25 protein-coding genes are annotated in these 23,633 nt (G+C 68.7%); 9 read left to right on the top strand and 16 right to left on the bottom strand.

The genetic code is table 11. The features are described from left to right. Positions 1-88 precede the first annotated feature (88 nt). The 7 genes from ACFPN9_RS08205 to ACFPN9_RS08175 form a co-directional block, all read right to left on the bottom strand. Complete coding sequence (locus ACFPN9_RS08205) at positions 89-1,111, bottom strand: zinc-binding dehydrogenase (protein ID WP_066734231.1); 1,023 nt, start codon at positions 1,109-1,111, stop codon at positions 89-91. A 115-nt stretch (positions 1,112-1,226) separates the two neighbouring features. Next, a complete protein-coding gene (locus ACFPN9_RS08200; protein ID WP_197431921.1) occupies positions 1,227-1,409 on the bottom strand; it encodes a CopG family ribbon-helix-helix protein in 183 nt (60 codons plus the stop codon). A gap of 112 nt (positions 1,410-1,521) precedes the next feature. Beyond that, positions 1,522-2,268, bottom strand: coding sequence for an SDR family oxidoreductase (locus ACFPN9_RS08195; RefSeq protein WP_066734228.1), 747 nt, complete (start codon positions 2,266-2,268; stop codon positions 1,522-1,524). After that, the gene (locus tag ACFPN9_RS08190) at positions 2,265-3,578 is read right to left on the bottom strand and encodes a beta-ketoacyl-ACP synthase (RefSeq protein ID WP_066734225.1); all 1,314 of its coding nucleotides are present in this window, start codon (positions 3,576-3,578) and stop codon (positions 2,265-2,267) included. Before ACFPN9_RS08190 ends, ACFPN9_RS08195 begins: the two co-directional genes overlap by 4 nt. Before the next feature lie 10 nt (positions 3,579-3,588). Next, entirely contained in the window at positions 3,589-4,716 is a 1,128-nt protein-coding gene (locus tag ACFPN9_RS08185; protein WP_066734223.1) for a beta-ketoacyl-ACP synthase, read from the bottom strand. Next, complete coding sequence (locus ACFPN9_RS08180; protein WP_066734220.1) at positions 4,713-5,186, bottom strand: 3-hydroxyacyl-ACP dehydratase FabZ family protein; 474 nt, start codon at positions 5,184-5,186, stop codon at positions 4,713-4,715. Before ACFPN9_RS08180 ends, ACFPN9_RS08185 begins: the two co-directional genes overlap by 4 nt. A 180-nt stretch (positions 5,187-5,366) precedes the next feature. Further along, the gene (locus ACFPN9_RS08175; RefSeq protein WP_066473700.1) at positions 5,367-5,648 is read right to left on the bottom strand and encodes an acyl carrier protein; all 282 of its coding nucleotides are present in this window, start codon (positions 5,646-5,648) and stop codon (positions 5,367-5,369) included. Between the two features lie 265 nt (positions 5,649-5,913). On the opposite strand from ACFPN9_RS08175, the gene ACFPN9_RS08170 reads away from it, so the two are divergent. Next, positions 5,914-7,848, top strand: a complete 1,935-nt coding sequence (locus tag ACFPN9_RS08170) for a methyl-accepting chemotaxis protein (protein ID WP_280939921.1) — start codon at positions 5,914-5,916, stop codon at positions 7,846-7,848. 111 nt (positions 7,849-7,959) lie between these two features. Here the strand turns inward: ACFPN9_RS08170 and acnA are convergent, their stop codons facing one another. After that, positions 7,960-10,659, bottom strand: a complete 2,700-nt coding sequence (acnA, locus tag ACFPN9_RS08165) for an aconitate hydratase AcnA (RefSeq protein WP_066734214.1) — start codon at positions 10,657-10,659, stop codon at positions 7,960-7,962. 258 nt (positions 10,660-10,917) lie between these two features. On the opposite strand from acnA, the gene ccmA reads away from it, so the two are divergent. Both ccmA and ccmB read left to right on the top strand, forming a co-directional pair. Beyond that, positions 10,918-11,514, top strand: a complete 597-nt coding sequence (ccmA, locus tag ACFPN9_RS08160; protein ID WP_066734241.1) for a heme ABC exporter ATP-binding protein CcmA — start codon at positions 10,918-10,920, stop codon at positions 11,512-11,514. Then, positions 11,511-12,179, top strand: a complete 669-nt coding sequence (gene ccmB / locus ACFPN9_RS08155) for a heme exporter protein CcmB (protein WP_377816349.1) — start codon at positions 11,511-11,513, stop codon at positions 12,177-12,179. The genes ccmA and ccmB overlap by 4 nt, the downstream gene beginning before the upstream one ends. A 2-nt stretch (positions 12,180-12,181) precedes the next feature. Here ccmB and ACFPN9_RS08150 read toward each other — a convergent pair whose 3' ends face one another. After that, positions 12,182-12,424, bottom strand: a complete 243-nt coding sequence (locus tag ACFPN9_RS08150) for a hypothetical protein (protein ID WP_066734210.1) — start codon at positions 12,422-12,424, stop codon at positions 12,182-12,184. Positions 12,425-12,743: 319 nt separating this feature from the next. Between ACFPN9_RS08150 and ACFPN9_RS08145 the strand changes: the two genes are divergently transcribed. Genes ACFPN9_RS08145 through ACFPN9_RS08135 form a run of 3 tightly spaced genes read left to right on the top strand, consistent with a single transcriptional unit; the run spans position 12,744 to position 14,294 of the window. After that, positions 12,744-13,505 carry a heme ABC transporter permease gene (locus tag ACFPN9_RS08145; RefSeq protein WP_066734208.1) on the top strand — a complete coding sequence of 254 codons (762 nt, stop codon included), beginning with the start codon at positions 12,744-12,746 and terminating at the stop codon, positions 13,503-13,505. Between the two features lie 10 nt (positions 13,506-13,515). Further along, entirely contained in the window at positions 13,516-13,692 is a 177-nt protein-coding gene (ccmD, locus tag ACFPN9_RS08140; RefSeq protein ID WP_082735321.1) for a heme exporter protein CcmD, read from the top strand. Beyond that, positions 13,689-14,294: a DsbE family thiol:disulfide interchange protein gene (locus ACFPN9_RS08135; protein WP_066734205.1), complete on the top strand. Its 606-nt coding sequence runs from the start codon at positions 13,689-13,691 to the stop codon at positions 14,292-14,294. The genes ccmD and ACFPN9_RS08135 overlap by 4 nt, the downstream gene beginning before the upstream one ends. Before the next feature lie 152 nt (positions 14,295-14,446). On the opposite strand, the gene purQ is transcribed toward ACFPN9_RS08135, so the two are convergent. The 4 genes from purQ to purC form a co-directional block, all read right to left on the bottom strand. Then, positions 14,447-15,142 carry a phosphoribosylformylglycinamidine synthase subunit PurQ gene (purQ, locus tag ACFPN9_RS08130; protein ID WP_066734202.1) on the bottom strand — a complete coding sequence of 232 codons (696 nt, stop codon included), beginning with the start codon at positions 15,140-15,142 and terminating at the stop codon, positions 14,447-14,449. 4 nt (positions 15,143-15,146) lie between these two features. Next, complete coding sequence (gene purS / locus ACFPN9_RS08125) at positions 15,147-15,389, bottom strand: phosphoribosylformylglycinamidine synthase subunit PurS (protein ID WP_066734199.1); 243 nt, start codon at positions 15,387-15,389, stop codon at positions 15,147-15,149. Between the two features lie 80 nt (positions 15,390-15,469). Then, positions 15,470-16,090, bottom strand: a complete 621-nt coding sequence (locus ACFPN9_RS08120) for a hypothetical protein (RefSeq protein ID WP_377816346.1) — start codon at positions 16,088-16,090, stop codon at positions 15,470-15,472. A gap of 15 nt (positions 16,091-16,105) precedes the next feature. Further along, positions 16,106-16,900, bottom strand: a complete 795-nt coding sequence (gene purC / locus ACFPN9_RS08115) for a phosphoribosylaminoimidazolesuccinocarboxamide synthase (protein WP_082733052.1) — start codon at positions 16,898-16,900, stop codon at positions 16,106-16,108. A gap of 338 nt (positions 16,901-17,238) precedes the next feature. Between purC and ACFPN9_RS08110 the strand changes: the two genes are divergently transcribed. Further along, a complete protein-coding gene (locus tag ACFPN9_RS08110; RefSeq protein WP_066734189.1) occupies positions 17,239-17,562 on the top strand; it encodes a DUF1476 domain-containing protein in 324 nt (107 codons plus the stop codon). A gap of 148 nt (positions 17,563-17,710) precedes the next feature. After that, positions 17,711-18,490, top strand: a complete 780-nt coding sequence (locus ACFPN9_RS08105; protein WP_066734186.1) for an HpcH/HpaI aldolase family protein — start codon at positions 17,711-17,713, stop codon at positions 18,488-18,490. A 7-nt stretch (positions 18,491-18,497) separates the two neighbouring features. Here ACFPN9_RS08105 and ACFPN9_RS08100 read toward each other — a convergent pair whose 3' ends face one another. Beyond that, the gene (locus tag ACFPN9_RS08100) at positions 18,498-19,142 is read right to left on the bottom strand and encodes a DNA-3-methyladenine glycosylase family protein (RefSeq protein ID WP_066734184.1); all 645 of its coding nucleotides are present in this window, start codon (positions 19,140-19,142) and stop codon (positions 18,498-18,500) included. A gap of 116 nt (positions 19,143-19,258) precedes the next feature. Between ACFPN9_RS08100 and gluQRS the strand changes: the two genes are divergently transcribed. Then, a complete protein-coding gene (gene gluQRS, locus ACFPN9_RS08095) occupies positions 19,259-20,149 on the top strand; it encodes a tRNA glutamyl-Q(34) synthetase GluQRS (protein WP_066734182.1) in 891 nt (296 codons plus the stop codon). A gap of 10 nt (positions 20,150-20,159) precedes the next feature. Here the strand turns inward: gluQRS and ACFPN9_RS08090 are convergent, their stop codons facing one another. Next, complete coding sequence (locus ACFPN9_RS08090) at positions 20,160-21,077, bottom strand: AEC family transporter (RefSeq protein WP_066734178.1); 918 nt, start codon at positions 21,075-21,077, stop codon at positions 20,160-20,162. Positions 21,078-21,186: 109 nt separating this feature from the next. Then, positions 21,187-23,214 carry a M23 family metallopeptidase gene (locus tag ACFPN9_RS08085; protein WP_066734174.1) on the bottom strand — a complete coding sequence of 676 codons (2,028 nt, stop codon included), beginning with the start codon at positions 23,212-23,214 and terminating at the stop codon, positions 21,187-21,189. Positions 23,215-23,633: the final 419 nt, after the last annotated feature.

Here is a 23,633-nt window from a genome sequence, read left to right as displayed (position 1 = left end):
GCTGACGGCGCGACTTGCGGCAGGACGGCGCTTTCGTCAAGTTTTCAGCGGCGGCCATCCGCTTGCGGCAGCGCGTTCCGCAGCGTCCTCAGAAGGTCACGACGACCTTTCCGAAGACCTGCCGGCCCTCGAGACGCGCGAGCCCCTTCTCGAAATCCTCCAGCGGAAAGACGGAATCGATGACCGGTTTCATGCCGGCCGCCATCTTGTCGAGGGACTGGCGGATGTTCTCGATGCGGCAGCCGAAGGAGCCGGTGATGCGGTACTGCTGCTGGAACAGCTGCATCAGGTTGATCGTGGCCGAGGGGCCGGATGTCGCGCCGCAGGTGACGAGACGGCCACCGCGCTTGAGGCAGAGCAGCGAGCCGTTCCAGGTGTCGGCGCCGACATGCTCGAAGACGACATCGACGCCCTTTCGCTTGGTGAGGCGGCGGACCTCGCCCTCGAAGCGCTCGGTCTTGTAGTTGATGACGTGGTCGGCGCCGAGTTCGGCGGCCTTGCGACCCTTCTCGTCGTCGCCGACCGTGGTGAAGACCGTGCAGCCGATCGCCTTGGCCATCAGGATCGCGGCCGTGCCGATGCCGGAGCCGCCGGCATGGACCAGGACCGACTCTCCGGGCTCGAGCCTGGCGTTGTCGAACAGCATGTGCTGGACCGTGCCGAAGCCGATCGGCGCGCAGGCCGCGTCCTCGAAGGAGACGCCGGCGGGTGCTTTGACCACGAGCCTTGCCGCCTTGTTCAGGAATTCGCGAGCGAAGCCGTCGATATGGAAGCCCATGATGCCGGCGACGTTCTCGCAGAGATTGTCGCGGCCCTCGCGGCAGGCCTTGCAGTGGCCGCAGGTCTCGGCGCCATAGGCGGTGACGGTGTCGCCGACGGCGAGGCCGGTGACGCCCTCGCCGACGCAGACGATCTCGCCCGAGGCCTCGACGCCCGCCGCCTGCGGCATCTTGCGCTTGGCGAAGGCCATGCCGCGGAAGCCCCAGACGTCGAGATAGTTCAGCGCGACGGCACGGATGCGAATCTGGACCTCGCCGGCGGCGGGAGGCGGCGGCGGGTCGATCTCCTCGAGACGGAGGTCGCGGTCGCCGTGAAGTTGAAGTGAACGCATGGGAAGACGGAGTCTCTTTTTCAGTCGCTGCAGCGCGGCGCGGGGTGCCGCCGGTCCATCACAGTTCAAGGCAATCTGTTGTTGCGACGGCGCGACAAGGGGTCTGATCAGCGGCTCAGTGACTGTTCGTCGCTGTGCCATGCGGCAAGGCGGGCTGCTCTGGGCTCTTGTGGTGAACCGCATCGACGTAATTTTCGATCGCGGTTGCAATAATCCATTCCGGCGAACGATCCGTTTGAGCAGCCAGTTCTTTTACGATGGCAGCGATCTGAGGTTCCAGCTCGATTGTTATGTCCATAGCACGACTCCTCATGTCGCCATTCCGAGCAGAGCGCAGCCATCACTTCGCGGCCGGAGGCGACTAGATTGCGCCGTAGACACGCTCCCCGCAACGACGGATGCGGGTCATCTCAGCGGTGGACGCCGAGCTGCGCGGTCACGCCGCCGTCGATCGGGATGACGGTGCCGGTGATGTAGGCGGCGGGCTCGCTCATCAGGAAGGCGGCGAGGCCGCCGACCTCCTCTGGCCTGGCAAAGCGGCCGGCGGGAATCTGCCCCTGCATCTTGTCGCGATAGGCGGCGTAGGGCGCCATCATGTCGGTATCGACGAAGCCGGGCGCGATGACGTTGACGGTGACGCCGCGCTTGCCGGTCTCGACCGCGAGCGTCTTCGCATAGGAGATCAGCGCGCCCTTGGAGGCGGCGTAAGCCGCATTGCCGGGGTTGCCGCGCAGCGCCGCGACCGAACCGATGGCGACGATCCGGCCGGCCCGGGCGCGGATCATGGACCGCATCAGGCTCTTGGCGAGGCGGGTGAAGGCCCAGAAATTGACCTGCATGGCCGCTTCCGCCTTGTCCTGCGCCATCATCGCGGCCAGCGAGTCATAGGGCTGGCCGGCATTGTGGACGAGGCCGAAATAGCTCTCGCTTTCGCGGTCCTCGCAGAAGGCGTCGAGCGCCGCCTTGTCGGCGAGGTCGAGCGGCAGGGCCTGGATGGCGCGGCCGGGATGTGCGGCGGCGATCTCGGCGGCCAGCGCCAGGGCCTGCTCGCCCGAGGAGCGATAGGTGAAATCGACATCGTGGCCGGCCGCGGCCAGCGCCCGGACGATGGCCGCGCCGACGCCCTTGGCGCCGCCGGTGACGAGAACCTTGGTCATGAGCGGGTCGGCTCCGCGGTCAGGACGAGGCTGGTGTTCTGCCCACCGAAGCCGAAGGAGTTGGACAGGACCGTCCGCACCTTGGCGTCGCGGGCGACATTGGGGACGACATCGAGCGCGATCGCAGGGTCGGGCGTGACGTAGTTGATCGTCGGCGGAATGCGACCATGCGCGATGGTGAGGAACGAGATCACCGCCTCGACCGCGCCGGCCGCGGTCAGGGTATGGCCGATCATCGACTTGTTGGAGGACATCGGCAGGCGCGCCATGCGCTCGCCGAAGACGGCGGCGCAGCTCATCGCCTCCATCTTGTCGTTCTCCGGCGTCGAGGTGCCGTGGGCGTTGATGTAGTCGACATCGTCGGGGCTGAGGCCGGCATCGGCCAGCGCATCCTGCATGGCGAGGATGGCGGGCTTGCCGTCCGGGCTGGAGCGGGTGCGGTGGAAGCCGTCGCCGCGCTCGCCGCAGCCGGCGACGATGCCGAGGATGGTCGCCCCGCGCGCCAGGGCATGGTCGTAATCCTCCAGCACCAGCGCGCCCGCGCCCTCGCCCATGACGAAGCCGTCGCGGTTCTTCGAGAAGGGCTTGGCGGCGGCTTCCGGCGGGTCGTTCTGGGTCGAGAGCGCCGAGAGCAGCGAGAAGCGGATCAGCGCCTCGGCATGGATCGAGCCGTCGGTGCCGATGCAGAGCGCGGCTTTCGTCTCGCCGCGGCGGATCGCCTCGACGCCCATCTGGATCGCGGTGGCGCCAGATGAGCAGGCGGTCGAGAGCGAGATCGGCGAGCCCTTGGTGCCGAAGGCGTCGGCGACATGATCGGCGACGGTGCCGAACAGGAACATCTCGTGCATCGCCTTGAAGCGCTGCGAGGCTGCGGCGCTGAGCAGGCCGCGATAGTCGACCTCGCCGTCCAGTGAGGCGGCGAGCTCCTGCTTCTGCGGCCATTCCATCTCGACGGGGGGGACCGCCATGAAGAGCTCGCCCGGAAAATCGCCCGGCTGGCCGATGCCGCTCTGGCCGACAGCCTCCTCGGCCGCGAGCATCGCGAGCTTCTCGGAGAGCTGCGGGGCGGTGAAGGGGCCGTCGAACAGGAAATCGACGGTTCCGCCGATGGTGGTGCGCAGGCCCTGCGTCGGGAAGCGCTCGATGGCGTGGATGCCGGAGCGGCCGGCGGTGAGCGCCTCCCAGTTCGCCGCCTTGCCCTGGCCGAGCGAGGTGACGATGCCGAGTCCGGTCACGGCGACGACGGGCCTGCCCCGGGAATCGCGGCGGCCGACGGCGGGAGACGGTTTGGAGGGGGTGGTTTCGCTCATCGCACGCTCCTCACGGGGCCACCAGGTGGGCCGCACCCTCGCCGCGCCAGTGACCGGCGCCGGTGACGACGGCCTCGCGGGCCTGGCCCTTCGACAAGGCGGCGGCGGCGAGCGCGACCGAGACGGGGAAGGCGGCCTCAACCGCATGGCCGAGCAGATCGCCGGTCGCGACGCGGCGCGCCTGCGGCAAGGTCGCCAGCGCAGCCGCTTCCTCGGCGGTGACGCCGGCGACGCCGGTGGCGGCCGAGACGGCGAGCGCGCCGGGGGCGACGGGGCCGAGATCGGCGAGCAGGCCGCGCAGCGCCGCCTCGACCGCGCCGGGCTGGCGTTTCGAGCGGGTCGCGACGACGGCGTCGAGCCGGGCCAGGATGGTGGCGCCGCGGGCGGCTGCGCGTTCGGCCGACTCCAGCACGAGGAAGGCCGAGGCGCTGCCCGTGATCAGGCCGGGCGCAGTCTCGCGCTCGAAGACGGGGGCGAAATCGCCCTTTCGCAGGAAGCCGCCCAGCTCGAACAGCAGCAGCATGTCCTGCCGCTCGGCATTGTAGGAGCCACCGACCAGCATGACCTCCGCCTGGCCGGCGGCGATGCGGGCATGGGCGGTGCGGATGGCGTCGACGCCGGCCTGCTCCTCGCCCATGAAGGTGCGCGAGGCGCCGGTGATGCCGTGGACGATGCCGATATTGCCGGCGAGCAGGTTGGACAGCTGGGCCAGGAACAGGGTGGGGCGCAGATCGCCCATCAGCCGCTCGTTCAGGAAGGTGCCGGGCGCGTTGGCGCCGCGCAGCCCGGTCAGGATGGCGCTGTCGACGGCATGGTCGCGCTCGCCGCCGCCGGCGGCGACGATGACCTGCAGCATCGCCTTGGCCTCGGCATCGTCCTTCAGCCCCGCCCCGTCGAGTGCGAGCCCGGCCGCATAGACGCCGAGGCGCTGCCACGGCTCCATCTGGCGCTGGTCGGACTTCTTGGGGATCTGCCGGTCGAGTTCGAGCGGTTTCAGCGGGTGAACCGGATAGGGTGCGAAGCTCGTCGTGTCGACGACGGGCGCGGCCATGGCCGCCAGCGCGTCCGCATGGGTGTCGATGCCTTCGCCGAGGCTGGAGGCGAGGCCGATGCCGGTGATGACGACGCCGTGCTTCATGATCGGGCCTGCTCCGGGGCGAGGCCGATGGCGGCCAGGCGTGCCTCCATCAGGCTGCGCATGTCGGCGGGGAAGGGCATCAGGCGGAAGCGCAATTCCGCATCGCAGATCGCTTTGCCGTCGATGGCGATGCGCGCCTTGGTCGCCGCATAGCCCGAGCCCTCGATGACGAGTTCGGCGGCGATGTCGAGCACGGCATCCGGCTCGACGAAGGTGCGGAAGCGCGCCTTGTCGACGGTCATCAGGAAGGGCATCTGCGTCAGCCCGTTGAGCGCGAGCAGCAGATAGCCGGAAGCCTGCGCCATGGTTTCGGTCAGCAGCACGCCGGGGACGAGCGGATGGCCGGGGAAATGACCCTCGAAGACGGGGCTGGCGTCGGCCGCCGGCACGGTCGAGCGGGTCGCGATCCGCTTCTCGCCCGGTTCGAAGGCGACCACGCGGTCGATCATGTCGAAATATTCGAGGCGCATGCGCTTCCGATCGTCGGTCACGGGGCGTCGAAGCCGGCTCCGACGCGGCTCTGCTCTAAACGCTGAGCCGGCAGGGCTCAAGCCGGCGCCCGCCAAAGCAGGACGGCCCCCATGCCGGGGCGCCGCGGACAACGCGTCCGCGCCCCGGGATGAGGGCCGTGATCACGGAGGTGGCGGAACTCAGGCCGCCTTGGCGGCGACGAGATCGTCGATGCGCTTGCAGAGGTTCTCGAGCACGAAATACTGCTCGGCCGGCGCCTTGCCCTCGTTGACCTCCTGCGTCCACTGCTCGAGCGGCAGCTTGATGCCGAAGGCCTTGTCGATCGCGAAGGCGATGTCGAGGAAGGCGAGCGAGTCGATGCCGAGATCGTCGATCGCGTGGCTCTGCGGCGTGATCTTCTCGCGCGGAATGTCGCAGGTCTCCGAAATGATTCCGGCGACCGTCTCGAAGGTGGCGGACATGCGGGTGCTCCCGTCGTGATGATGGAGGCGGACGACATCCGGGCGCGGACGATCGTCCTGCGCCTGCCCCAAGCCCCCCGCCAAGGATGACTGTGACGCCCCCTTACACCGCGGGGGGTGAGAGGACAACTGCGGCGAGTCCGGCGGCCGGACTCGCCCGTCGAACGCAAGTGCGGGGAGAAGCTCGTCCGAATTGCCGAAGTGACGTAACGTTAATGATCCGATGCAATTCTGCGTTGCTTTCGAGTCGCTCGGGGGACTGGCCGTGGTATCGCTGAAAACGCGCTTTGCCTTGCTGTGCCTGCTGCTCGCCCTCATCACCAGCGCGGTCGCGGGAATCGGCCTTCATTCGTCGTCGCGCATGGGCTCAGCCATCGACGATCTCGCCCAATCAGCCACGGCGATCCGCAACCACACCATCGGCGACATGCTGCATGACGGGCTGCGCGCCGATGTCTACGCGGCCCTCATCCGGTCCGACCAAGGAGCAGACGGGACAGAGACGATCGCGGAGACACGGGCACACGCCCAGGAGTTTTCGGAGCGCATCGCCGCGACAAAGACGATCGTCAGTTCGCCGGAGACCCTCGCGCGCCTGCAGGCGCTCGACGAGCCATTGAACAGCTATATCGCCCAGGCGGTGACGCTGGTCGAACTCGCCTTCAGGGACCGCAAGGCCGCTCTCGCGGGCATGGCGCTGTTCGACGAACGCTTCGAGGCGCTCGAAAGGTCGATGAAGGAGGCCGGCGACGCGCTGGAGGCCGAGGCGATGGCGGCGCAGTCGGGTGCGGGCAGCGCCCGTGGTCTCGCCACGAGCGTCGCGCTGTCCGGCCTCGTCATGGCGCTGCTGACGGCGCTCGGGCTCTATGCGGCGGTCCTGCACAGCATCGCCCGCCCGATCGCGCAGATCGTCGAGACGATGCGTCGGCGTGGATCGGAGCCGGGGTCCGTGTTGATCCCGCATCGCGATCGCCGCGACGAGATCGGTGAAATGGCGCGGGCCATCGGCTCCTATCAGGACGTGCTGGCCGGACGCGCGGCCGAGGAGCAGTCGCGGCGTGACGAGGAGGTGCTCTCTTCGCAGAGGCAGGCCGCGACGTTCGCCGAGACCGCGCACCAGATCAGGCGGGCGGTCGATGCCGCCGTGCATGGCGATTTCAGCCATCGCGTCGACCCTGGGGCGCAGCAGGGCGAGATGGCGGCGCTCGTCACGGGGATCAACCAGATCAACGCCGCGATCGACGGCGCGACGACGACTTTCGCCGATGTGCTGGCGGCCATCGCCGACGGCGATCTCACCCGCACCGTCAGGACGGACTACTCCGGCAAGCTTGGATCCGTCAGCGGCTCGATCAACGAGATGGTCGAGAAGCTGGCCTTGACCGTGACGGTGATCAAGCAGACGGCGCGCGAGATCGCCGCAGCCGCCGAGGAGATCAAGTCGGGAGCGGAAAACCTCTCGCTGCGCACCGAGGAGCAGGCTTCGTCTCTGGAGGAGACTGCCGCCACCACCGAACAACTGGCGGCATCGGTGAAGGCTTCGGCCAATGCTTCGCGGCAGGCTGTCCATCTGGCCGAGAACGCGACGCGCGTCGCCCGCAATGGCGGTGCCATCGTCACCGACGCGATCGGCGCGATGAACCGCATCGAACAGGCCAGCGGCAAGATCACCGACATCACCTCCGTGATCGACGGGATCGCCTTCCAGACCAATCTGCTCGCGCTGAATGCGGCGGTGGAGGCGGCGAGGGCCGGGGATGCCGGCAAGGGCTTCGCGGTCGTGGCGTCCGAGGTTCGGGCGCTGGCTCAGCAATCTGCGGACGCGGCCAAGAGCATCTCCGGCCTGATCAACGATACCACGCAGGAGGTTGCCGCCGGGGTGAAGCTCGTACGCAGCGCGGGCGAGGTGCTGGGTGAGATCGTCGAGGCGACGCAGCAGGTCGCCGGTACGGTGACGGAGGCTGCAGCGGCCTCCGGCGAACAATCGAACGGAATCGACGAGATGAGCCAGACCGTCGTGCGGATGGACGAGATGACGCAACAGAACGCCGCGCTGGCCGAGGAAAGCGCGGCCGCCGCCGTCATGCTCGGCCGCAAGATCGCCGAACTCGACGCGCTCGTCGCCACGTTCCGAACCACGAGCTCCGCGCGGCCGATGCACCGTCCGGAGGCTGCCACCACCCTGCGCCGGGCGAGCTGACGACAGTCAATCCCGTGCCTTCCACGCAAAAGGGCTGCGGCATCACGCGATGCCGCAGCCCTTTTTTGTGTTTCTCTAGAAGGCCGCGACTGGGCCCGGCCGTTCCGTCGCTCAGGCGGCCAGCCCGCGCAGCACGTAGTGCAGGATGCCGGCGTTCTTGAAGTAGTCGATCTCGTCCAGCGTATCGATGCGGCAGAGGATCGGCACCTTCTTCACCGAGCCGTCGGCATAGGTGATCTCGGCTTCGAGCGTCTGGCGCGGCTTGACCGTGGCGAGGCCCTTGATGGAGACCGTCTCGTCGCCCTTCAGGTCGAGCGAGGCCCAGCTCGTGCCCTCCTGCAGGGTGAAGGGCACCACGCCCATGCCGACCAGGTTCGAGCGGTGGATGCGCTCGAAGCTCTGCGCGATCACGGCCTTGACGCCGAGCAGGTTTGTGCCCTTCGCCGCCCAGTCGCGCGAGGAGCCGTTGCCGTATTCGACGCCGGCGAAGATCACCAGCGGGACGTTCTCCTGCTGGTACTTCATCGCCGCATCATAGATCGGCAGCTCTTCCTTGCTCGGATAGTGGATGGTGTAGCCACCCTCGCGCCCGTTCGGGCCGAGCATATGGTTGCGGATGCGGATGTTGGCGAAGGTGCCGCGCATCATCACCTCGTGATTGCCGCGGCGCGTGCCGTACTGGTTGAAATCCGCGACCGCGACGCCGTGCTCGGTGAGATAGGCGCCGGCGGGCGAGGCCGCCTTGATCGAACCGGCCGGGGAGATGTGGTCGGTGGTAATCTTGTCGCCGAAGAGGCCGAGGATGCGCGCACCCTTGATGTCGCCGATCGGCGCCGGCTGCTTGCCCATCCCGCGGAAATAGGGCGGGTTCTGGACATAGGTCGACTCGTCGTCCCAGGCATAGGTCTCGGAGGTGGGGGCGTTCACCGCCTGCCAGTGCTCGTCACCCTTGAAGACGTCGGCGTATTTCGCCTCGAAGATGGCGCGGGTGACGTTCTTCTGGATGAAGTCCTGGATCTCCTTGTTTGAGGGCCAGATGTCACGCAGATAAACGTCCTTGCCGTCGGAGCCCTGGCCGATCGGCTGGGTCGTCAGGTCGATCTGGACCGATCCGGCCAGCGCATAGGCGACGACCAGCGGCGGCGAGGCGAGGTAGTTCGCCTGCACGTCGGGCGAGACGCGGCCCTCGAAGTTGCGGTTTCCGGAGATCACGGCGCCCGCGATCAGGCCCTTCTCGTTGATGGTCTTCGAGATCGGCGCCGGCAGCGGGCCGGAATTGCCGATGCAGGTGGTGCAGCCGAAGCCGACCAGGTTGAAGCCGAGCTTGTCGAGATCGGGCTGGAGGCCGGCCTTGGCGAGGTATTCGGCGACGACCTGCGAACCGGGCGCCAGCGAGGTCTTGACCCAGGGCTTGACCTTCAGACCCTTGGCGACCGCGTTGCGGGCGAGCAGGCCCGCCGCCATCAGCACCGAGGGGTTCGAGGTGTTGGTGCAGGAGGTGATCGCGGCGATGACGACGTCGCCATGGCCGAGATCGAAATCCTCGCCCTCGACCTGGACGCGGCGCGAGAGTTCGCCGCCCTTCTTATAGTCGCTGTCCATGGCGGCGGCGAAGCCGGCCTTGACGGCCGAGAGGTCGACGCGGCCCTCGGGGCGCTTCGGGCCGGCCATGGAGGGCTTCACCGTGCCGAGGTCGAGCTCGAGCGTGTCGGTGAAGACCGGGTCGGCCGTCTGCGGCGTGGCGAACAGCCCTTGAGCCTTGCTGTAGGCCTCGACCAGCGCGATCCGGTCGGCCTTGCGGCCGGTCACCGTGAGATAGTCGAGCGTTTCGGTATCGACCGGGAAGAAGCCGCAGGTGGCGCCGTATTCCGGGCCCATATTGGCGATGGTAGCGCGGTCGGCCAGCGTCAGATTGTAGAGGCCCGGGCCGAAGAACTCGACGAACTTGCCGACGACGCCCTTCTTGCGCAGCATCTGCGTGACGGTGAGCACGAGGTCGGTCGCTGTGATGCCTTCCTTGAGCGAGCCGGTCAGCTTGAAGCCGATCACCTCGGGCAGGAGCATCGATTGCGGCTGGCCGAGCATCGCGGCTTCCGCCTCGATGCCGCCGACACCCCAGCCGAGCACGGCGAGGCCGTTGACCATGGTGGTGTGCGAATCGGTGCCGACGAGCGTGTCCGGATAGGCGACCTCGACCTCGGCGCCGTCGATCGTCTCCTTCCGGGTCCAGACCGTCTGGGCGAGGTATTCGAGATTGACCTGGTGGCAGATGCCGGTGCCGGGCGGGACGACGCGGAAATTGTCGAAGGCGAGCTGGCCCCATTTCAGGAACTTGTAGCGCTCCTGGTTGCGCTCATATTCGAGCTCGACATTGCGAGCGAAAGCCTTGGGCGAACCGAACTCGTCGACGATGACCGAGTGGTCGATGACGAGATCGACCGGCACGAGCGGGTTGATCTTCTGGGCGTCGCCGCCGAGCGCCTTGACGCCGTCACGCATCGCCGCGAGGTCGACCACCGCCGGCACGCCGGTAAAGTCCTGCATCAGGACGCGGGCCGGGCGGAAGCCGATCTCCTTGCCGGCGCTGCCCTTGTCGTCGAGCCAGGCGACGAAGCCCTCGATGTCGGTCTTGGTGACCGAGCGGCCGTCCTCGAAGCGCAGCAGGTTCTCCAGCAGCACCTTCATCGAGAAGGGCAGCTTCGAGATGCCGGCGAGTCCGTTCTGCTCGGCGAGCGGCAGGGAGTAGTACACATAGGTCTTGTCGCCGACGATGAGCGTCTGGCGGCACTTGAAAGAGTCGAGGGAAGCCATGCGGGCTGATCCTGATCAAGGGGTTGCGGTCGCGAACCGACGGAGGCCCCTTGCGGGATCGCCGGTTCGAAGGCCTGATGCGCAGGTCGCGCGCGCCGCCCCGGGAGTGCCCGAGCCCCGCGCCGGATCGGCGTGCGGCGTAGCCACGGGCTCTATAGAGCAATTCCAAGAAGCCCGCTACATGAACGAAGCGCGTTCGCGCGCGAACCCGACGCTGCGGAAGATGCCTCTCCCTTGACCTCCTCGCCCGCCCCGATCCTGACCCTGGAGGCCGACCGGCTGGCCTGCCGCCGCGGGGGCAGGCTGATCTTTTCCGAGCTCTCCTTCCGCCTCGGGCCGGGCGAGGCGATCGCGCTCACCGGCCGCAACGGGGCCGGCAAGTCGAGCCTCCTGGCGATGCTGTGCGGGCGGCTGCGGCCGGAGGCCGGCACGATCCGGATCGCGGGGGCGGCCGATGTCGCCCCGGTCGAGCTCAGCCATGTCGTGGGCCACCGCGACGGATTGAAGACGGCGCTGACGGCTCAGGAGAACCTCGCCTTCGCCCAGGCGCTGCTGGGTGATCCCGCGCTCTCGCCCGGCGAGGCGCTGGCGGCCGTCGGTCTGCCCCATGTCGCGCGCCTGCCGGTGGGCTATCTCTCCGCCGGCCAGCGTCGACGGGTCGCCCTGGCGCGGCTTCTGGTGTCGCGCCGGCCCTTCTGGCTGCTGGACGAGCCGATGGCCGCGCTCGACGTCGCGGCGCAGACGATGCTGACGGGGCTGATGCGCGCGCATCTGTCGGACGGCGGCGCCATCCTGGCGGCCACGCACGGACCGCTGGGGCTCGACGGCGCACGCGAACTGAGGATCGGCCTGTGACCGCCGCCTTCCTCGCCATTCTGAGGCGCGACCTCGCCCTCGCCTCGCGAGCCGGCGGCGGCGGCGAACTCGCGCTGGTCTTTTTCCTGACGATCGTCGTGCTGGTGCCTTTCGCGCTGGGGCCGGATCTCAACCTGCTCTCGCGGATCGGTCCGGCGATCCTCTGGCTGGGGGCGCTGCTGTCGGTGCTGATCGGGCTCGACCGGCTGTTTCAGGCGGATGAGGAGGATGGCTCGCTCGATCTCATCCGTAGCGGCGTCTTGCCGCTGGAACTCGCGGTGGTGGCGAAGGGGCTGGCGCACTGGCTGACGACGGGCCTGCTGCTGGCGCTGGCGGCGCCGTTGCTCGGCCTGCTTGTGGCGCTGCCCGGCGAGGCGATGCTGCCGGTGGCGGCGACGCTGCTGGTCGGCACGCCGGCGCTGAGCTTCATCGGGGCGGGCGCCGCAGCGCTGACGGCGAGCCTGCGGCGCGGCGGTCTGATTCTGCCCGTGCTGGTGGCGCCGCTGACGGTGCCGGTGCTGATCTTCGGCGTGTCCGCCGCCAATGCAGCATTGGGCGGGACGATTCCGTTCCGCACGCCCTTCCTGATCCTGTGCGCGCTGTCGCTGGCGGCGATCGTCGTCGGAACGCTGGCGGCTGCGGCGGCGCTGCGACAGTCGAACTAGCTTCAGGCCGTCCCGGTCCGGCAGGGTTCCTCGCGGCGACCGCCGAATTCGGCGGCGCAACCATAGCGGCCGGCGAGGCGGGCCACGATGGCGGCGACGGTGCCGATCTCGACGCCCGGCAGGGCATGCCGGCCGAGAATCTCCCGCGCCATCGCATCGACATCGACCACACGCGATTCGCCGGCCTTGGCGCGGATTGTCGTCTCGACCTCACGCTGGATCTCGTCCGGCAGATGCCGCGTCATGACCGCTCCTCTCGACAGTGACGACATGCTAGCTAGCGACCCGGGAGACGGCAACCCGCGGAAGCCGATATATCAATATCGCCAATTGCTTAGGATTTGAACAATCGGGCAGCCGTCATCACCCGCGCCGCTGAGCGGCGCGCTCCGCCGGATCCGAAGGCAACCCGTCGCACCGGCCGTGAGCATCGGATCGTCTGGATCGCAGCCGCGCATGACGCTGTGATGTCGCATGGGTGGCTCGCGGATTGCTGAGGGGGGCAGGCCTTGATAAGGCTGCGGGAGCAGCTCTGGCGGCAGCCTTCGAGCATGATGCGATGACATGGCCGGCCTGATCGATCTCGCGAACCCGACGCGCTTCATGCGCCTCTCCGCCATCCTGCTGCCCTGGTTCGCCGGGGTGGCGGCGCTGCTGCTCGGCGTCGGTTTCTACCTCGCCTGGTTCGTGGCCCCGCCCGACTACCAGCAGGGCGAGACGATCCGCATCATGTTCGTGCATGTGCCGGCCGCTTGGCTGGCGATGATGTTCTATTCGATGATGACGCTCTCGGCGCTGGGCACGCTGGTCTGGCGGCATCCGCTGGCCGATGTCGCGCAGAAGGCGGCGGCCCCGATCGGTGCGGCCTTTGCCCTGATCTGCCTGCTCACGGGCGCCTTCTGGGGCAAGCCGATGTGGGGGACCTACTGGGTCTGGGATGCGCGGCTGACCTCGATGCTTGTGCTTCTCCTGATCTATCTCGGCATCATGGCGCTGTGGCGGACGCTGGACGAGCCGTCCCAGGCGGGACGAGCGGTCGCGATCCTGACGCTGGTCGGTTTCGTCAACGTGCCGATCATCAAATTCTCGGTCGACTGGTGGAACACGCTGCACCAGCCGGCCTCTGTGCTGCGGCTAGACGGGCCGACGATCCACGCCTCCATGCTGTGGCCGCTGCTGATCCTCGCGCTCGGCTTCACGCTGATGGCGCTGGCGCTTCATCTGGTGGCGATGCGGGCCGAGATCATGCGGCGGCGCGTGCGGACGCTGACGATCCTCGAGGCCGAGCGGCTCGACCGGCTCGCCGCCGACGGCTCTCCCGCGTGAGGATGGCCGCATGACGAGCGCGCTCGGGCCTCATGCCGCCTTCATCCTGGCCTCCTATGCCGCCGTCGTGGTGGTTCTGGGCGGGCTCGTCCTGTCCGTCCTGCTCGATCACCGCTCCCAGAAGCGGGCGCTCGCCGAGTTGGAACGTCGCGGCGCCGGCCGCCGCTCCGGGAAGGAGCCGTCATGAGCGAGACCGAAGCCCCGGCCGAGGCCGCGCCGCGGCGGCGCTCGCCCCTGATCTTCCTGCTGCCGCTGATCCTGTTCGGCGCGCTCGCGGTCGTCTTTCTCGTCGGGCTGTTCGCCGGCGACGCCAGCAAGGTGCCGTCCGCGCTGATCGGAAAGCCCGCGCCGCCGATCACGCTGACGGCGCTGGAGGGCCTGCAACGCGAGGGGCGGCCGGTCCCGGCCTTCGCCATGAAAGACCTCGCTGCCGGGCGGGCGACGATCGTCAATGTCTTTGCGAGCTGGTGCGCACCCTGCCGGGTCGAGCATCCCTTCCTGGTGGCGATGGCCGAGGCGCCGCCGGTCAAGGCGGGCCGCGTCGCGGTGGTCGGCATCAACTACAAGGACGAGGCGGAGAATGCGCGGCGCTTCCTGGGCGCGCTGGGCAATCCCTATTCCGCCGTTGGCGTCGACGCCTCGGGCCGCGCCGCGATCGAATGGGGCGTCTATGGCGTGCCGGAGACCTTCGTGATCGGTCCGGACGGGCGGATCCTCGACAAGCATGTCGGCCCGCTCGACGCCGCGAGCGCCGGGCGGCTGCTGGCGCGGGCGGTGGCGGGCAAGTGAGCCCGATCGCTTCGCCGAAGCCTCGACCGTGACGCGTCATTCCGGATGCAGCGAAGCGGAGGTCCGGAATCCATCATCGAGCGTCGGAGCCCTGCGATGGATCCCGGGGCAAGCCCGGGATGACGGGGATGATTCCGAGGAGAGTGACGCCTTTAGGCCGCCTTCTTCCCGCCCATCAGGCTCTCGAACAGGCCGAGGCCATCGGTGCCGCCGGTGAGCGAATCGATCAGGTTCTCGGGGTGCGGCATCAGGCCGAGCACGTTGAAGCCCGGCGAATAGATGCCGGCGATGTTGTTGAGCGAGCCGTTCGGGTTGGCCTCCGCCGTGACCTTCCCCTGCGCGTCGGCATAGCGGAAGGCGACGAGCCCCTCGCCCTCGAGCCGCGCCAGCGTCTCGTCGTCGGCGACGTAGTTGCCCTCGCCATGGGCGATGCAGACATCGATGACCTGACCCGGCGCATAGGCTGCGGTATAGGGCGTGTCGGCGCGCTCGACCGTGAGGTGCTGGCGCCTGCAGACGAATTTCAGGTCGGCGTTGCGCATCAGGATGCCGGGCAGGAGCCCCGCCTCGCAGGCGATCTGGAAGCCGTTGCAGATGCCCAGCACATAGCCGCCGCGGGCGGCGTGCGCCCTCGTCGCGTCCATGACGTTGGCGCGACCGGCAATGGCGCCGGTGCGCAGATAATCGCCATAGGAGAAGCCGCCGGGCAGAACGACGAGATCGGTGCCGGCCGGCAGCTCCGTGTCGGCGTGCCAGATATGAGCCACCTCGGCCCCGGCCTGCTTCAGCGCCTTGGCGACGTCGCCGTCTCGGTTGGAGCCGGGGAAGGTGATGACGGCGGCTTTCATCGGATCAGGCCCCGATCTCGACGCGGTAGTTTTCGATCACGGTGTTGGCGAGCAGCTTCTCGCAGGCGGTCTTGAGCGCGGCTTCCGCCGCGGTCTTGTCGGAGCCCGCCAGCTCGATGTCGAAGACCTTGCCCTGGCGGACGGAACCGACGCCCTCGATTCCGAGGGATTTCAGCGCGCCTTCGATCGCCTTACCCTGCGGATCGAGCACGCCGGTCTTGAGGGTGACGGTGACGCGGGCTTTCATGGGGATCTCCGGAGGCGGTCTGCGGCTGCCTTAACCGTGAATCGCACCGGGCTCAACCGCCGGGGCGGGTTTCACGTGAATCAGCGGCTGCGCCATGCGGCCACCGCATCGCGGCGGGCGCTCTCGGAATCGGGCGAGACGGCGATGGCGAGGACCAGCCGGCCGCCCTCGCGTCCATGCAGGATGGCGGTCGTCGCGCTTTTGGCGCCGTCGCCGCGGGCGCGGATCTCGACGACGAGGCCGCTCGTGCCTCCGGCCTCGAAACGACTCACCTGCGTCGTGCTCCCGGGCCGCGCATCCGCCTTGCCGGCGGCGGGCTTGGTCGCGGCCGGCTTGCGCGCCGGATCGGGGGGCGGCTTCGAGAACAGGCGGGCGAGGCGCTCCGGCTCGGCCTTCAGCGCCTGCTCCATTCGCCCGGCCTCGCGGCCGGAGAAGGCAAGCACGGCGGCGAAGCCCTGCTGCGCGCAGGCCTCGCGCGGGCAGAACACCATGGTGCGGGCCTCGATGCCCTCGTTCAGCACCCAGTCGCCGATGGGGAGGGGCGTCCGGCCCTGCGAGGCGGGCAGCTCCGCCAGGCCCCGACCGAAGGATCCGGCGCAGCCCGTCAGGAGCATCAGGGCCGCGAGCAGGCCCGCGACATGAAAACGGGAGCGCAGGCGCTCCCGTGTCATGAGCCGAAGTGCCGGCTGGGTGACTGCCATCAGGGGCGTCGACGCTTACTGGACGAGCCGCGGGCCGGAGGGGCCGGGCTTCTCGTTCTCGCCGAGGATGCCGAGCCGGCGCGCGACCTCGGAATAGGCCTCGATCAGCCCGCCCATGTCGCGGCGGAACCGGTCCTTGTCGAGCTTGTCCTTGGACTTGATGTCCCAGAGCCGGCAGGAATCGGGGCTGATCTCGTCGGCGACGACGATGCGCATCATCTCGCCTTCCCAGAGGCGGCCGCATTCCATCTTAAAGTCGACGAGACGGATGCCGGCGCCGAGGAAGAGGCCGGAGAGGAAGTCGTTGACGCGGATGGCGAGCGCCATGACGTCGTCGATCTCCTGCGGCGTCGCCCAGCCGAAGGCGGTGATGTGCTCTTCGGAGACCATCGGGTCGTTGAGCGCATCGTTCTTGTAATAGAACTCGATGATCGAGCGCGGCAGCTGCGTGCCCTCCTCGAGCCCGAGACGGGTCGAGAGCGAGCCGGCGGCGACGTTGCGCACCACGACCTCGAGCGGAATGATCTCGACCTCGCGGATGAGCTGCTCGCGCATGTTCAGCCGGCGGATGAAATGCGTCGGCACGCCGATGTCGTTCAGGTTGGAGAAGATGTGCTCGCAGATGCGGTTGTTGAGCACGCCCTTGCCGTCGATGACTTCGTGCTTCTTGGCGTTGAAAGCGGTGGCGTCATCCTTGAAGTGCTGGATCAGCGTTCCGGGCTCCGGTCCCTCATAGAGGACCTTCGCCTTGCCTTCGTAGATGCGACGGCGGCGATTCATTGGGATATACCGTGGCTTGAGGAAATCCAAAGGTCGGCCTTTCTCTGGACGCGGGTGGCCCCGCGGCGGGATCTGGGCCCCTGATCAGCCGGTTCGGCCCCCGTCCGCGTCGAATCCGAGAGAATCGACATCGGTCTGGAACACGCTCCCGGCCGGCTCATCTTGCGGACGGCGAGTGGGCCGTCCATGCGGCGCTATATGGCGCTTCTGCACTGCGAACGCAACAAACCGCTCCGCCGCGGCGTGTTTTCGCGTGCGCCCTGCGCTTCCGCCGCAATCCGGACTGGCCTGTTCCGCGGGGGCACCCTATATGGCTGCGGCGTGCTTCCAGAGCCGTCCCGGCCATGCCCCGCAAAGGACTTTACCGCATGTCGACTTTCGATCAGCGCAAGGATGCCTTCGAGAACAAGTTCGCCCATGACGAGGAGCTTCGCTTCAAGGCGACGGCCCGGCGCAACAAGCTGCTCGGCCTGTGGGCGGCGGAAAAGCTCGGCAAGTCGGGCACTGAGGCCGACGCCTATGCCAAGTCCGTCGTGGTGGCCGATTTCGAGGAGGCCGGGGACGACGACGTGCTGCGGAAGGTGAAGGGCGATTTCGCCGCCGGCAACGTCGCGGTCGGCGAGGACGAGATTCGCCGCGTGATGGGCGAGCTGCTGCTGCGCGCCGCGGACGAGATCCAGGCCGGCCGCTGAGGCCGGTGGCCGAGCCGACCTCTCCAAACGCAGGTCGCGATTGAAACGGGCGCATGGGCGCCCGTTTGCTTTTCGGCCATGGCCCGGTCCAACCTGACGGACCCGCCGGCCCAGCCAAGAGCGGGATCTGCAACGGATGAAATGCGCCATGGCCTCACAGACCGTCCTGTCCTCCCTCGCCGATCGTCTCGCCCGGGGAGACAGCCTCGTTTCCGCCTGGTGCGGCCTGCAGGATCCCGCCATTGCCGGCCTGCTGGCGAAGGAGGGTTTCGATGCCGTCACCCTCGACATGCAGCACGGGCCGATCACGCTGGCTGAGGTGATCAGGGCGATCCCGCTGATCAACGCCGCCGGCAAGCCGGCGCTGGCGCGCATCGCCGTCGGCGAGTTCCAGAATGTCTCGCGGTTGTTCGATGCGGGCGTCTCGGGCGTGATCGCGCCGATGATCAACACCATGGAGGACGCCCGCGCCTTCGCGGCCTATTCCAAATATCCGCCGATGGGCGAGCGGAGCTGGGGCAGCTATGGCGGGCTCGGCGCCTCCGGGCTCGATCAGAACGGCTATCTGCGCGAGGCGAACCGTTTCTCGCTCTCCTTCGCGATGATCGAGACCCGCGAGGCGATGGCGATCCTCGACGATATTCTGGCGCTCGAGGGCATCGACGCGGTCTTCGTCGGCCCCTCCGACCTCTCCATCGCGCTCTCGGGCGGCAAGGCGGTCAATGCGCTGTCCGCCGAGGTCGACGAGGCGATCCGGCACATCGTCGCGCGGGCTTCGGCAGCCGGGAAGCCGGTCGCGATCTACGCGCAGTCGGCCGAGCGTGCGAAGGCGTTCCTCCAGATGGGCGCGAAGCTCGTGACGGTGATGAGCGACACCGCTTTCCTGCGTGGGGCGGCGCAGAGCGCGCTTTCGGTGCTGGGGCGCTGACGATCGCTCAGGCGTTCACGCCTTCGCGGGCCTTCAGCACGGCGTAATAGGCCCAGAGCAGCCGTGCGGCGACGCCGCGCCAGGGCCGCCAGCCCTCGGCCAGCGCCTCGAGCGCGGCGGCTCCCGGCCGCGCCGGCAGGCCGAAGGCGACCCGGGCCGCCTCCTGGATCGCCAGGTCGCCAGGCGCGAAACCGTCGCGATGGCCGAGGCAGAACAGCAGGTAGATGTCGGCCGTCCAAGGGCCGATGCCGGAAACCGCCGTGAGATGATGGTGGACCTGTTCGGCCGTCGCCTCCGCCAGATGGTCGAAGCGCAGCCGGCCCTCGACGATCGCCGCCGCGACCGCACGCATCGCCTTCTGCTTCGGGCGCGACAGGCCCGACAGCCGCATCGCCTCGTCGTCGGCCACCAGGATGCGTTCGGGAGTGAGCGGCGCCAGCACCGTCTCGACGCGCGCCCAAACGGCCCGCGCGCTGGCCACCGACAGCTGCTGCGAGACGATGATGGCGGCCAGCCCCGGAAAGCCGCCTTCCCGGCGCCGCAGCGGCGGGATGCCGGTGCGGGCGATGATGGGCTGCCAGCGGGGGTCGCTCAGGCTAAGCGCCGCCATGCCCTCTTCGAGATCGGCTGTCGTGGTGATGAGCTGGGTCATAGCCCCTGATTTGCCGGACGCTGCTGCCGATCGCTGTCAGCAGGTCGCCGCTCGCCGCTCCCCGCTCGGAACGGCCAGCGCTTGGCCGCATCGCCCGGCGACACTAGACAGGACGAATGCCGTCGTCGCCTCCCGCCGCCGCACAACCGGTCCTGCGCTTCGCGCCGAGCCCGAACGGCCGGCTGCATCTCGGCCATGCGCTGTCCGCCCTGACGAATGAGCGCCTCGCCCAGGCGATGGGCGGACGGCTGCTGCTGCGGATCGAGGACATCGATCGCGAGCGCTGCAGGCCGGCGCTGGATACCGCCCTGCGGGAGGATCTCGCCTGGCTCGGCATCATCTTCGAGGACGGCGTCCGGCGGCAGTCCGAGCATTTCGGCGACTACCGCGCAGCCCTCGACGATCTGCATCGGCGCGGGCTGGTCTATCCCTGCTTCTGCTCGCGGCAGGAGGTGAAGGCGGTCGCGGCGGTCCACGCTGCCGAGACGGGTGAGCCTTGGCCGACGGATCCGGACGGCGCCCCGCTCTATCCCGGCAGCTGTCGCGCGCGCGCCCGGAGCGAGGGGGCTGGCGAGATCGGGAGGCCGCATGTGTTGCGCCTCGATCTGGAGCGGGCGCTGGCGGTCGCGGGGGAGGAGCTCGCCTATGACGTGTTCGATGCCTCCGGCGGTGTGACCCGCGTGGTCGCGCAGCCGCGCCGCTGGGGCGATGTCGTGCTGGCGCGCAAGGACGTGCCGACGAGCTATCACCTCTCGGTCGTGGTCGATGATGCGCTGCAGGGCGTGACGCATGTGGTGCGCGGGCGCGACCTCGAGGCCGCCACCGACATCCATGTCCTGCTGCAGCGGCTGCTGCGCCTGCCGACTCCGCTCTATCTCTTCCACGACCTGCTGGCGGATGCGGAGGGGCGCAAGCTCGCCAAAAGCCGCGGATCGGAAAGTCTCGCCGATCTGCGAGCCAGGGGCGTTACGGCGCATGAGATCAGGCGCGAGCTCGGCTTCTTCTGAGCGCCGTCCTTCAGCCGACGCCGAGCCAGGTCAGCCAGGCCGCCGTGGTGAAGAGCGAGATCAGGGTCGAGAGCGTGATCGCGCTGGAGGCGTCGGCGACGCCTTGGCGATAGCGTTCGGCGAAGAGATAGGCGTTGATCCCGCAGGGGCAGGCGGCGAACAGAACCGCCACACCCGACCAGTGCGGCGGCATGTCGAAGACCCTCGTCGCCAGCACATAGACGATCAGCGGATGCAGGCCGAGCTTGAGCGCACTCAGCGCCACCGGCAGGCCGAGCCCCGATTCGAGCCCGTAGCGGCGCATGCTGATGCCGAGACTGATCAGGGCGCAGGGCACGGCGGCGCCCGCGATCAGGTCGATCAGCGTCCAGAACGGGGTCGGTAGCTGGCCGACCACGGGGCGGGCCAGCATGCCGAGGATGATGCCGATGATGATCGGATGGGTGAAGAGGCGCCGGGTCATCAGGGCGGGCGAGGCGGTGCGGCCCTCCGCCAGCAAGGTCGCGACCGTCATCGTGACCGGCAGGTGGATCGCCAGCAGCAGGCCGAGCGGCACGGCGCCGGCCTCGCCATAGGCCTTCAGGATCATCGGCACGCCGACGAAGACGGTGTTGGACTGGGCGGCGGCGAAGCCGGAGACGACGAGTTCCGGCCCCTTGCGGGCGAAGACGCGGCTCGCGATCAGCATGGCGAGCGCCCAGACGATGGCGAGGCCGGTGAAGTAGGCGATCCAGTAACCCCAGGGCTGGGTCTGCGGCACATCGGCCTTGGCCAGCGTGCGGAAGAGCAGGCAGGGCACGGCCAGCACGAAGACGAAGTCGGACAGGCCCTCGCCCGTGGTCTCGCGCAATAGCTTCGTCCAGCGCGCCAGATAGCCGAGGGCGATTAACCCGAAGACGGGCAGGACGACGAGCAGGGCGGCGAGCATGGTGCGACACCGGCGCAGGAGGAGAACTGTCCCTGCGCCTGTCGGTTCAGCCGGGACAAGTCAAGCGTCGCAAGCAGATCGCGCCGCGGCGGCAACCTCCGTCATGCGCTCAGCGCAGCTGCGCGACCGCCCCGCCGGCCCGCTCGATGAGGCCCTGGATCTCGTCGCGCTGGCGCTTGTATTCGACCAGCGCCGGGCCCTGCAGCTCGCGGCCGCGCGGCACGCGGATCTTCATTGGATTGACGAAGCTGCCATTGACCAGGACCTCGTAATGGAGATGGGGCCCGGTCGAGAGGCCGGTCGAGCCGAGATAGCCGATGACCTGGCCCTGGCGCACCTTGACGCCAGGCGCGATGCCCTTGGCGAAGGCCGATTGGTGCGAATAGGTGGTAACATAGCCGTTGGCGTGCTGGATCTCGATGCGGCGGCCATAGCCGGAATCCCATTCCGCCTTGATCACGGTGCCGTTGCCGGCGGCGAGGATCGGCGTGCCGATGCGGTTGGCCCAGTCGACGCCGGTATGCATCTTCGAATAGCGCATGATCGGGTGGTAGCGCATGCCGAAGCCCGAGCGCATCTCGCCATCGGCGATCGGCTTGCGCAGCAGGAACTTCTTCAGCGACTTCCCCTCCTCGTCGAAATAATCGATGAGGCCGTCCTCCGGCGCCTGGAAGCGGAAGACACGGCGCGTCTCGCCGCCGATCGTCAGCGAGGCCGAGAGGATCTCCGCGCGCTCGCCTTCGTCCTCTTCGGTGAAGATCACCTCGAGATTGTCGCCGCCGCGGACGCGCTGCTGGAAGTCGAGATCGTAGGAGAAGATTCTGACGAGCTCATCGATCAGCGGCCGCGGCAGGTCGTGGCGCATGCCGGTCTCGTAGATGCTCTCATAGAGACGGGCGCCGCCGCTCTCCTCCTCATCCTCGTCCTCGCTGTCCTCCGAGCGGCGCTGGGGCCGCTGAGGCGCTGCGAGTTCCTGGCGCGGCAGCGTCACCAGCACGAAGACACCGCGATCATTGACCGCGACGGTCCCGTCCGGCTGGCCGTTGGTCAGCAGCGAGACGCGCACGATCTGGCGCGGGTCGCCCGGATTGGGACCCGGAGCGTAGAGTGCCTGCAGCACCTGGCCATCGGGAAGCGGCGCGGTGCGGACCCGGCCGGCGAAGGCCGACATCATCGAGCGGATCTGGTCCGGCGCGGCGCCGGCGCCGCGCATCACCTGCTCGAAATTCTCGCCGCGCTTGGCGAGCAGCAGCTTTTCCTCGACCAGAGGCTCGCGCGAGGCGGCGATCGGCGTCTTGGGCGCGTTGGTGACGTTCTCGGGAACGACGCGCACCTCGATGCCGGAGAACCGCGTATCCGTCGCCGGCGCATAGGACAGGAGCGTGCTGGCGGGGGCAGCGGCGTTGCCGAGCGTGCGGCTCAGCATGAGCTGCGGGGGAATCGGCAGTGCGCGCTGGCGCCCGGAGGCGGCGAGATTGGCCCGCTCCTCCTCGATCTGGGTGATGACCTCGGCATCACCGAGCTGCGGGCGTCCGGCCGGGATGACGATATCGGCGAGATCGCGCTTGACGATGGTGACGTCGGCATCGGGCACGTCGACGATCGGCTCGGCGTAGCGCTCATTGGGCTGGCCGCCCTCGGCGAAGAGGCGCAGCGGATTGAAGGGCGGAATGTTGGTGGCGTAGACGCCCGTGGTCAGCGAGAGGCTGGACGCCAGTCGCACGAAGGGGCGTACGCGGATGACCTCGCGATTGCCGACGCGCTGCGACATCGGGGCCCGAATCGAATGGCGCGCCGCCATGACCGGCTGGTCTGCGACGAGCTTGTCGCCTTTGCGGGCGCCGCCGCCGTCGCCGGCGGTGGAAGCGGCGCGCGCGGTCATCGCCTCGGGCTGCTCCGGTACGCCCGTGTCGCCCCGCATCGCGACCAGGATCGCGGCGCCCAGCAAAGCGGCGCCGCAGGATCCGACCAGCGCGCAGGCGGCGAGCCAGCGCAGCGAAACGCCGCGCCGGTCAAGCGGCTGCGGATCCTCGCCGTCGGGACGGATCGGCGGTTCGATCCCGAGATCGACCAGAAGGGCCGCCGCCTCGGGGGCGAGCGGCTCGGCCGGCAGATTGAACTCGGGCTGGGCGTTCATCGTGAGCGGTCTGCGATCCTGGAGCGAAGGGCCCGGGCCGTGAGGTCCGAGCACATCGGAGCGGGGACGCCGGACGGCGCCGCGGGGCCGGCACGATACCGGAAAAACGGACGGCCGTGGCTGTGCTCGCGGCCGGGGCGAACCATGCCCGTCTCGCCGGCCGGAATCAATCCGGCGGCGCGGGCGGCGCTCCTGTGCGGTGCGAATGCGGCTGTTTGCGGGCGTCGGGCGTCTCCGCTCGCGGCGCGCGTAGAGAGAAGTCACCAAGGACGTCGCGCGGGCCCTGTTGTGGGAGGCTAAGAGCGGCTGTCGAAAAAACTTCAAAAACCGTGTTGACAGTGAGTGAGGGCCCCGCCTATAAACCGCCCATCGAGACGGCGCCGCCGCTGAGCGGCGCCTCTTCTGCGCTTCACCAGGAT

The sequence above is a fragment of the Allobosea massiliensis genome (genome assembly GCF_042655245.1).
In the GTDB taxonomy this organism is placed as follows: Bacteria; Pseudomonadota; Alphaproteobacteria; order Rhizobiales; family Beijerinckiaceae; genus Allobosea; species Allobosea massiliensis.
Note: the sequence above shows the minus strand (reverse complement) of the source record. Positions and strands in the feature narration are given on the sequence as shown.

Bases quoted from the DNA above. Each gene is read 5' to 3' on its own strand.
- ACFPN9_RS08100 (WP_066734184.1), bottom strand. From the start codon at position 19,142: ATGACCCAGCTCATCACCACGACAGCCGATCTCGAAGAGGGCATGGCG.
- acnA (WP_066734214.1), bottom strand. From the start codon at position 10,659: ATGGCTTCCCTCGACTCTTTCAAGTGCCGCCAGACGCTCATCGTCGGC.
- ACFPN9_RS08120 (WP_377816346.1), bottom strand. From the start codon at position 16,090: ATGGCAGTCACCCAGCCGGCACTTCGGCTCATGACACGGGAGCGCCTG.
- ACFPN9_RS08135 (WP_066734205.1), top strand. From the start codon at position 13,689: ATGAGCGAGACCGAAGCCCCGGCCGAGGCCGCGCCGCGGCGGCGCTCG.
- ACFPN9_RS08150 (WP_066734210.1), bottom strand. From the start codon at position 12,424: ATGACGCGGCATCTGCCGGACGAGATCCAGCGTGAGGTCGAGACGACA.
- ACFPN9_RS08110 (WP_066734189.1), top strand. From the start codon at position 17,239: ATGTCGACTTTCGATCAGCGCAAGGATGCCTTCGAGAACAAGTTCGCC.
- ACFPN9_RS08205 (WP_066734231.1), bottom strand. From the start codon at position 1,111: ATGCGTTCACTTCAACTTCACGGCGACCGCGACCTCCGTCTCGAGGAG.
- ACFPN9_RS08105 (WP_066734186.1), top strand. From the start codon at position 17,711: ATGGCCTCACAGACCGTCCTGTCCTCCCTCGCCGATCGTCTCGCCCGG.
- ACFPN9_RS08175 (WP_066473700.1), bottom strand. From the start codon at position 5,648: ATGTCCGCCACCTTCGAGACGGTCGCCGGAATCATTTCGGAGACCTGC.
- ccmD (WP_082735321.1), top strand. From the start codon at position 13,516: ATGACGAGCGCGCTCGGGCCTCATGCCGCCTTCATCCTGGCCTCCTAT.
- gluQRS (WP_066734182.1), top strand. From the start codon at position 19,259: ATGCCGTCGTCGCCTCCCGCCGCCGCACAACCGGTCCTGCGCTTCGCG.
- ACFPN9_RS08190 (WP_066734225.1), bottom strand. From the start codon at position 3,578: ATGAGCGAAACCACCCCCTCCAAACCGTCTCCCGCCGTCGGCCGCCGC.
- ACFPN9_RS08195 (WP_066734228.1), bottom strand. From the start codon at position 2,268: ATGACCAAGGTTCTCGTCACCGGCGGCGCCAAGGGCGTCGGCGCGGCC.
- ACFPN9_RS08200 (WP_197431921.1), bottom strand. From the start codon at position 1,409: ATGGACATAACAATCGAGCTGGAACCTCAGATCGCTGCCATCGTAAAA.
- ACFPN9_RS08085 (WP_066734174.1), bottom strand. From the start codon at position 23,214: ATGAACGCCCAGCCCGAGTTCAATCTGCCGGCCGAGCCGCTCGCCCCC.
- ACFPN9_RS08145 (WP_066734208.1), top strand. From the start codon at position 12,744: ATGGCCGGCCTGATCGATCTCGCGAACCCGACGCGCTTCATGCGCCTC.
- purQ (WP_066734202.1), bottom strand. From the start codon at position 15,142: ATGAAAGCCGCCGTCATCACCTTCCCCGGCTCCAACCGAGACGGCGAC.
- ACFPN9_RS08185 (WP_066734223.1), bottom strand. From the start codon at position 4,716: ATGAAGCACGGCGTCGTCATCACCGGCATCGGCCTCGCCTCCAGCCTC.
- ACFPN9_RS08180 (WP_066734220.1), bottom strand. From the start codon at position 5,186: ATGCGCCTCGAATATTTCGACATGATCGACCGCGTGGTCGCCTTCGAA.
- ACFPN9_RS08090 (WP_066734178.1), bottom strand. From the start codon at position 21,077: ATGCTCGCCGCCCTGCTCGTCGTCCTGCCCGTCTTCGGGTTAATCGCC.
- purS (WP_066734199.1), bottom strand. From the start codon at position 15,389: ATGAAAGCCCGCGTCACCGTCACCCTCAAGACCGGCGTGCTCGATCCG.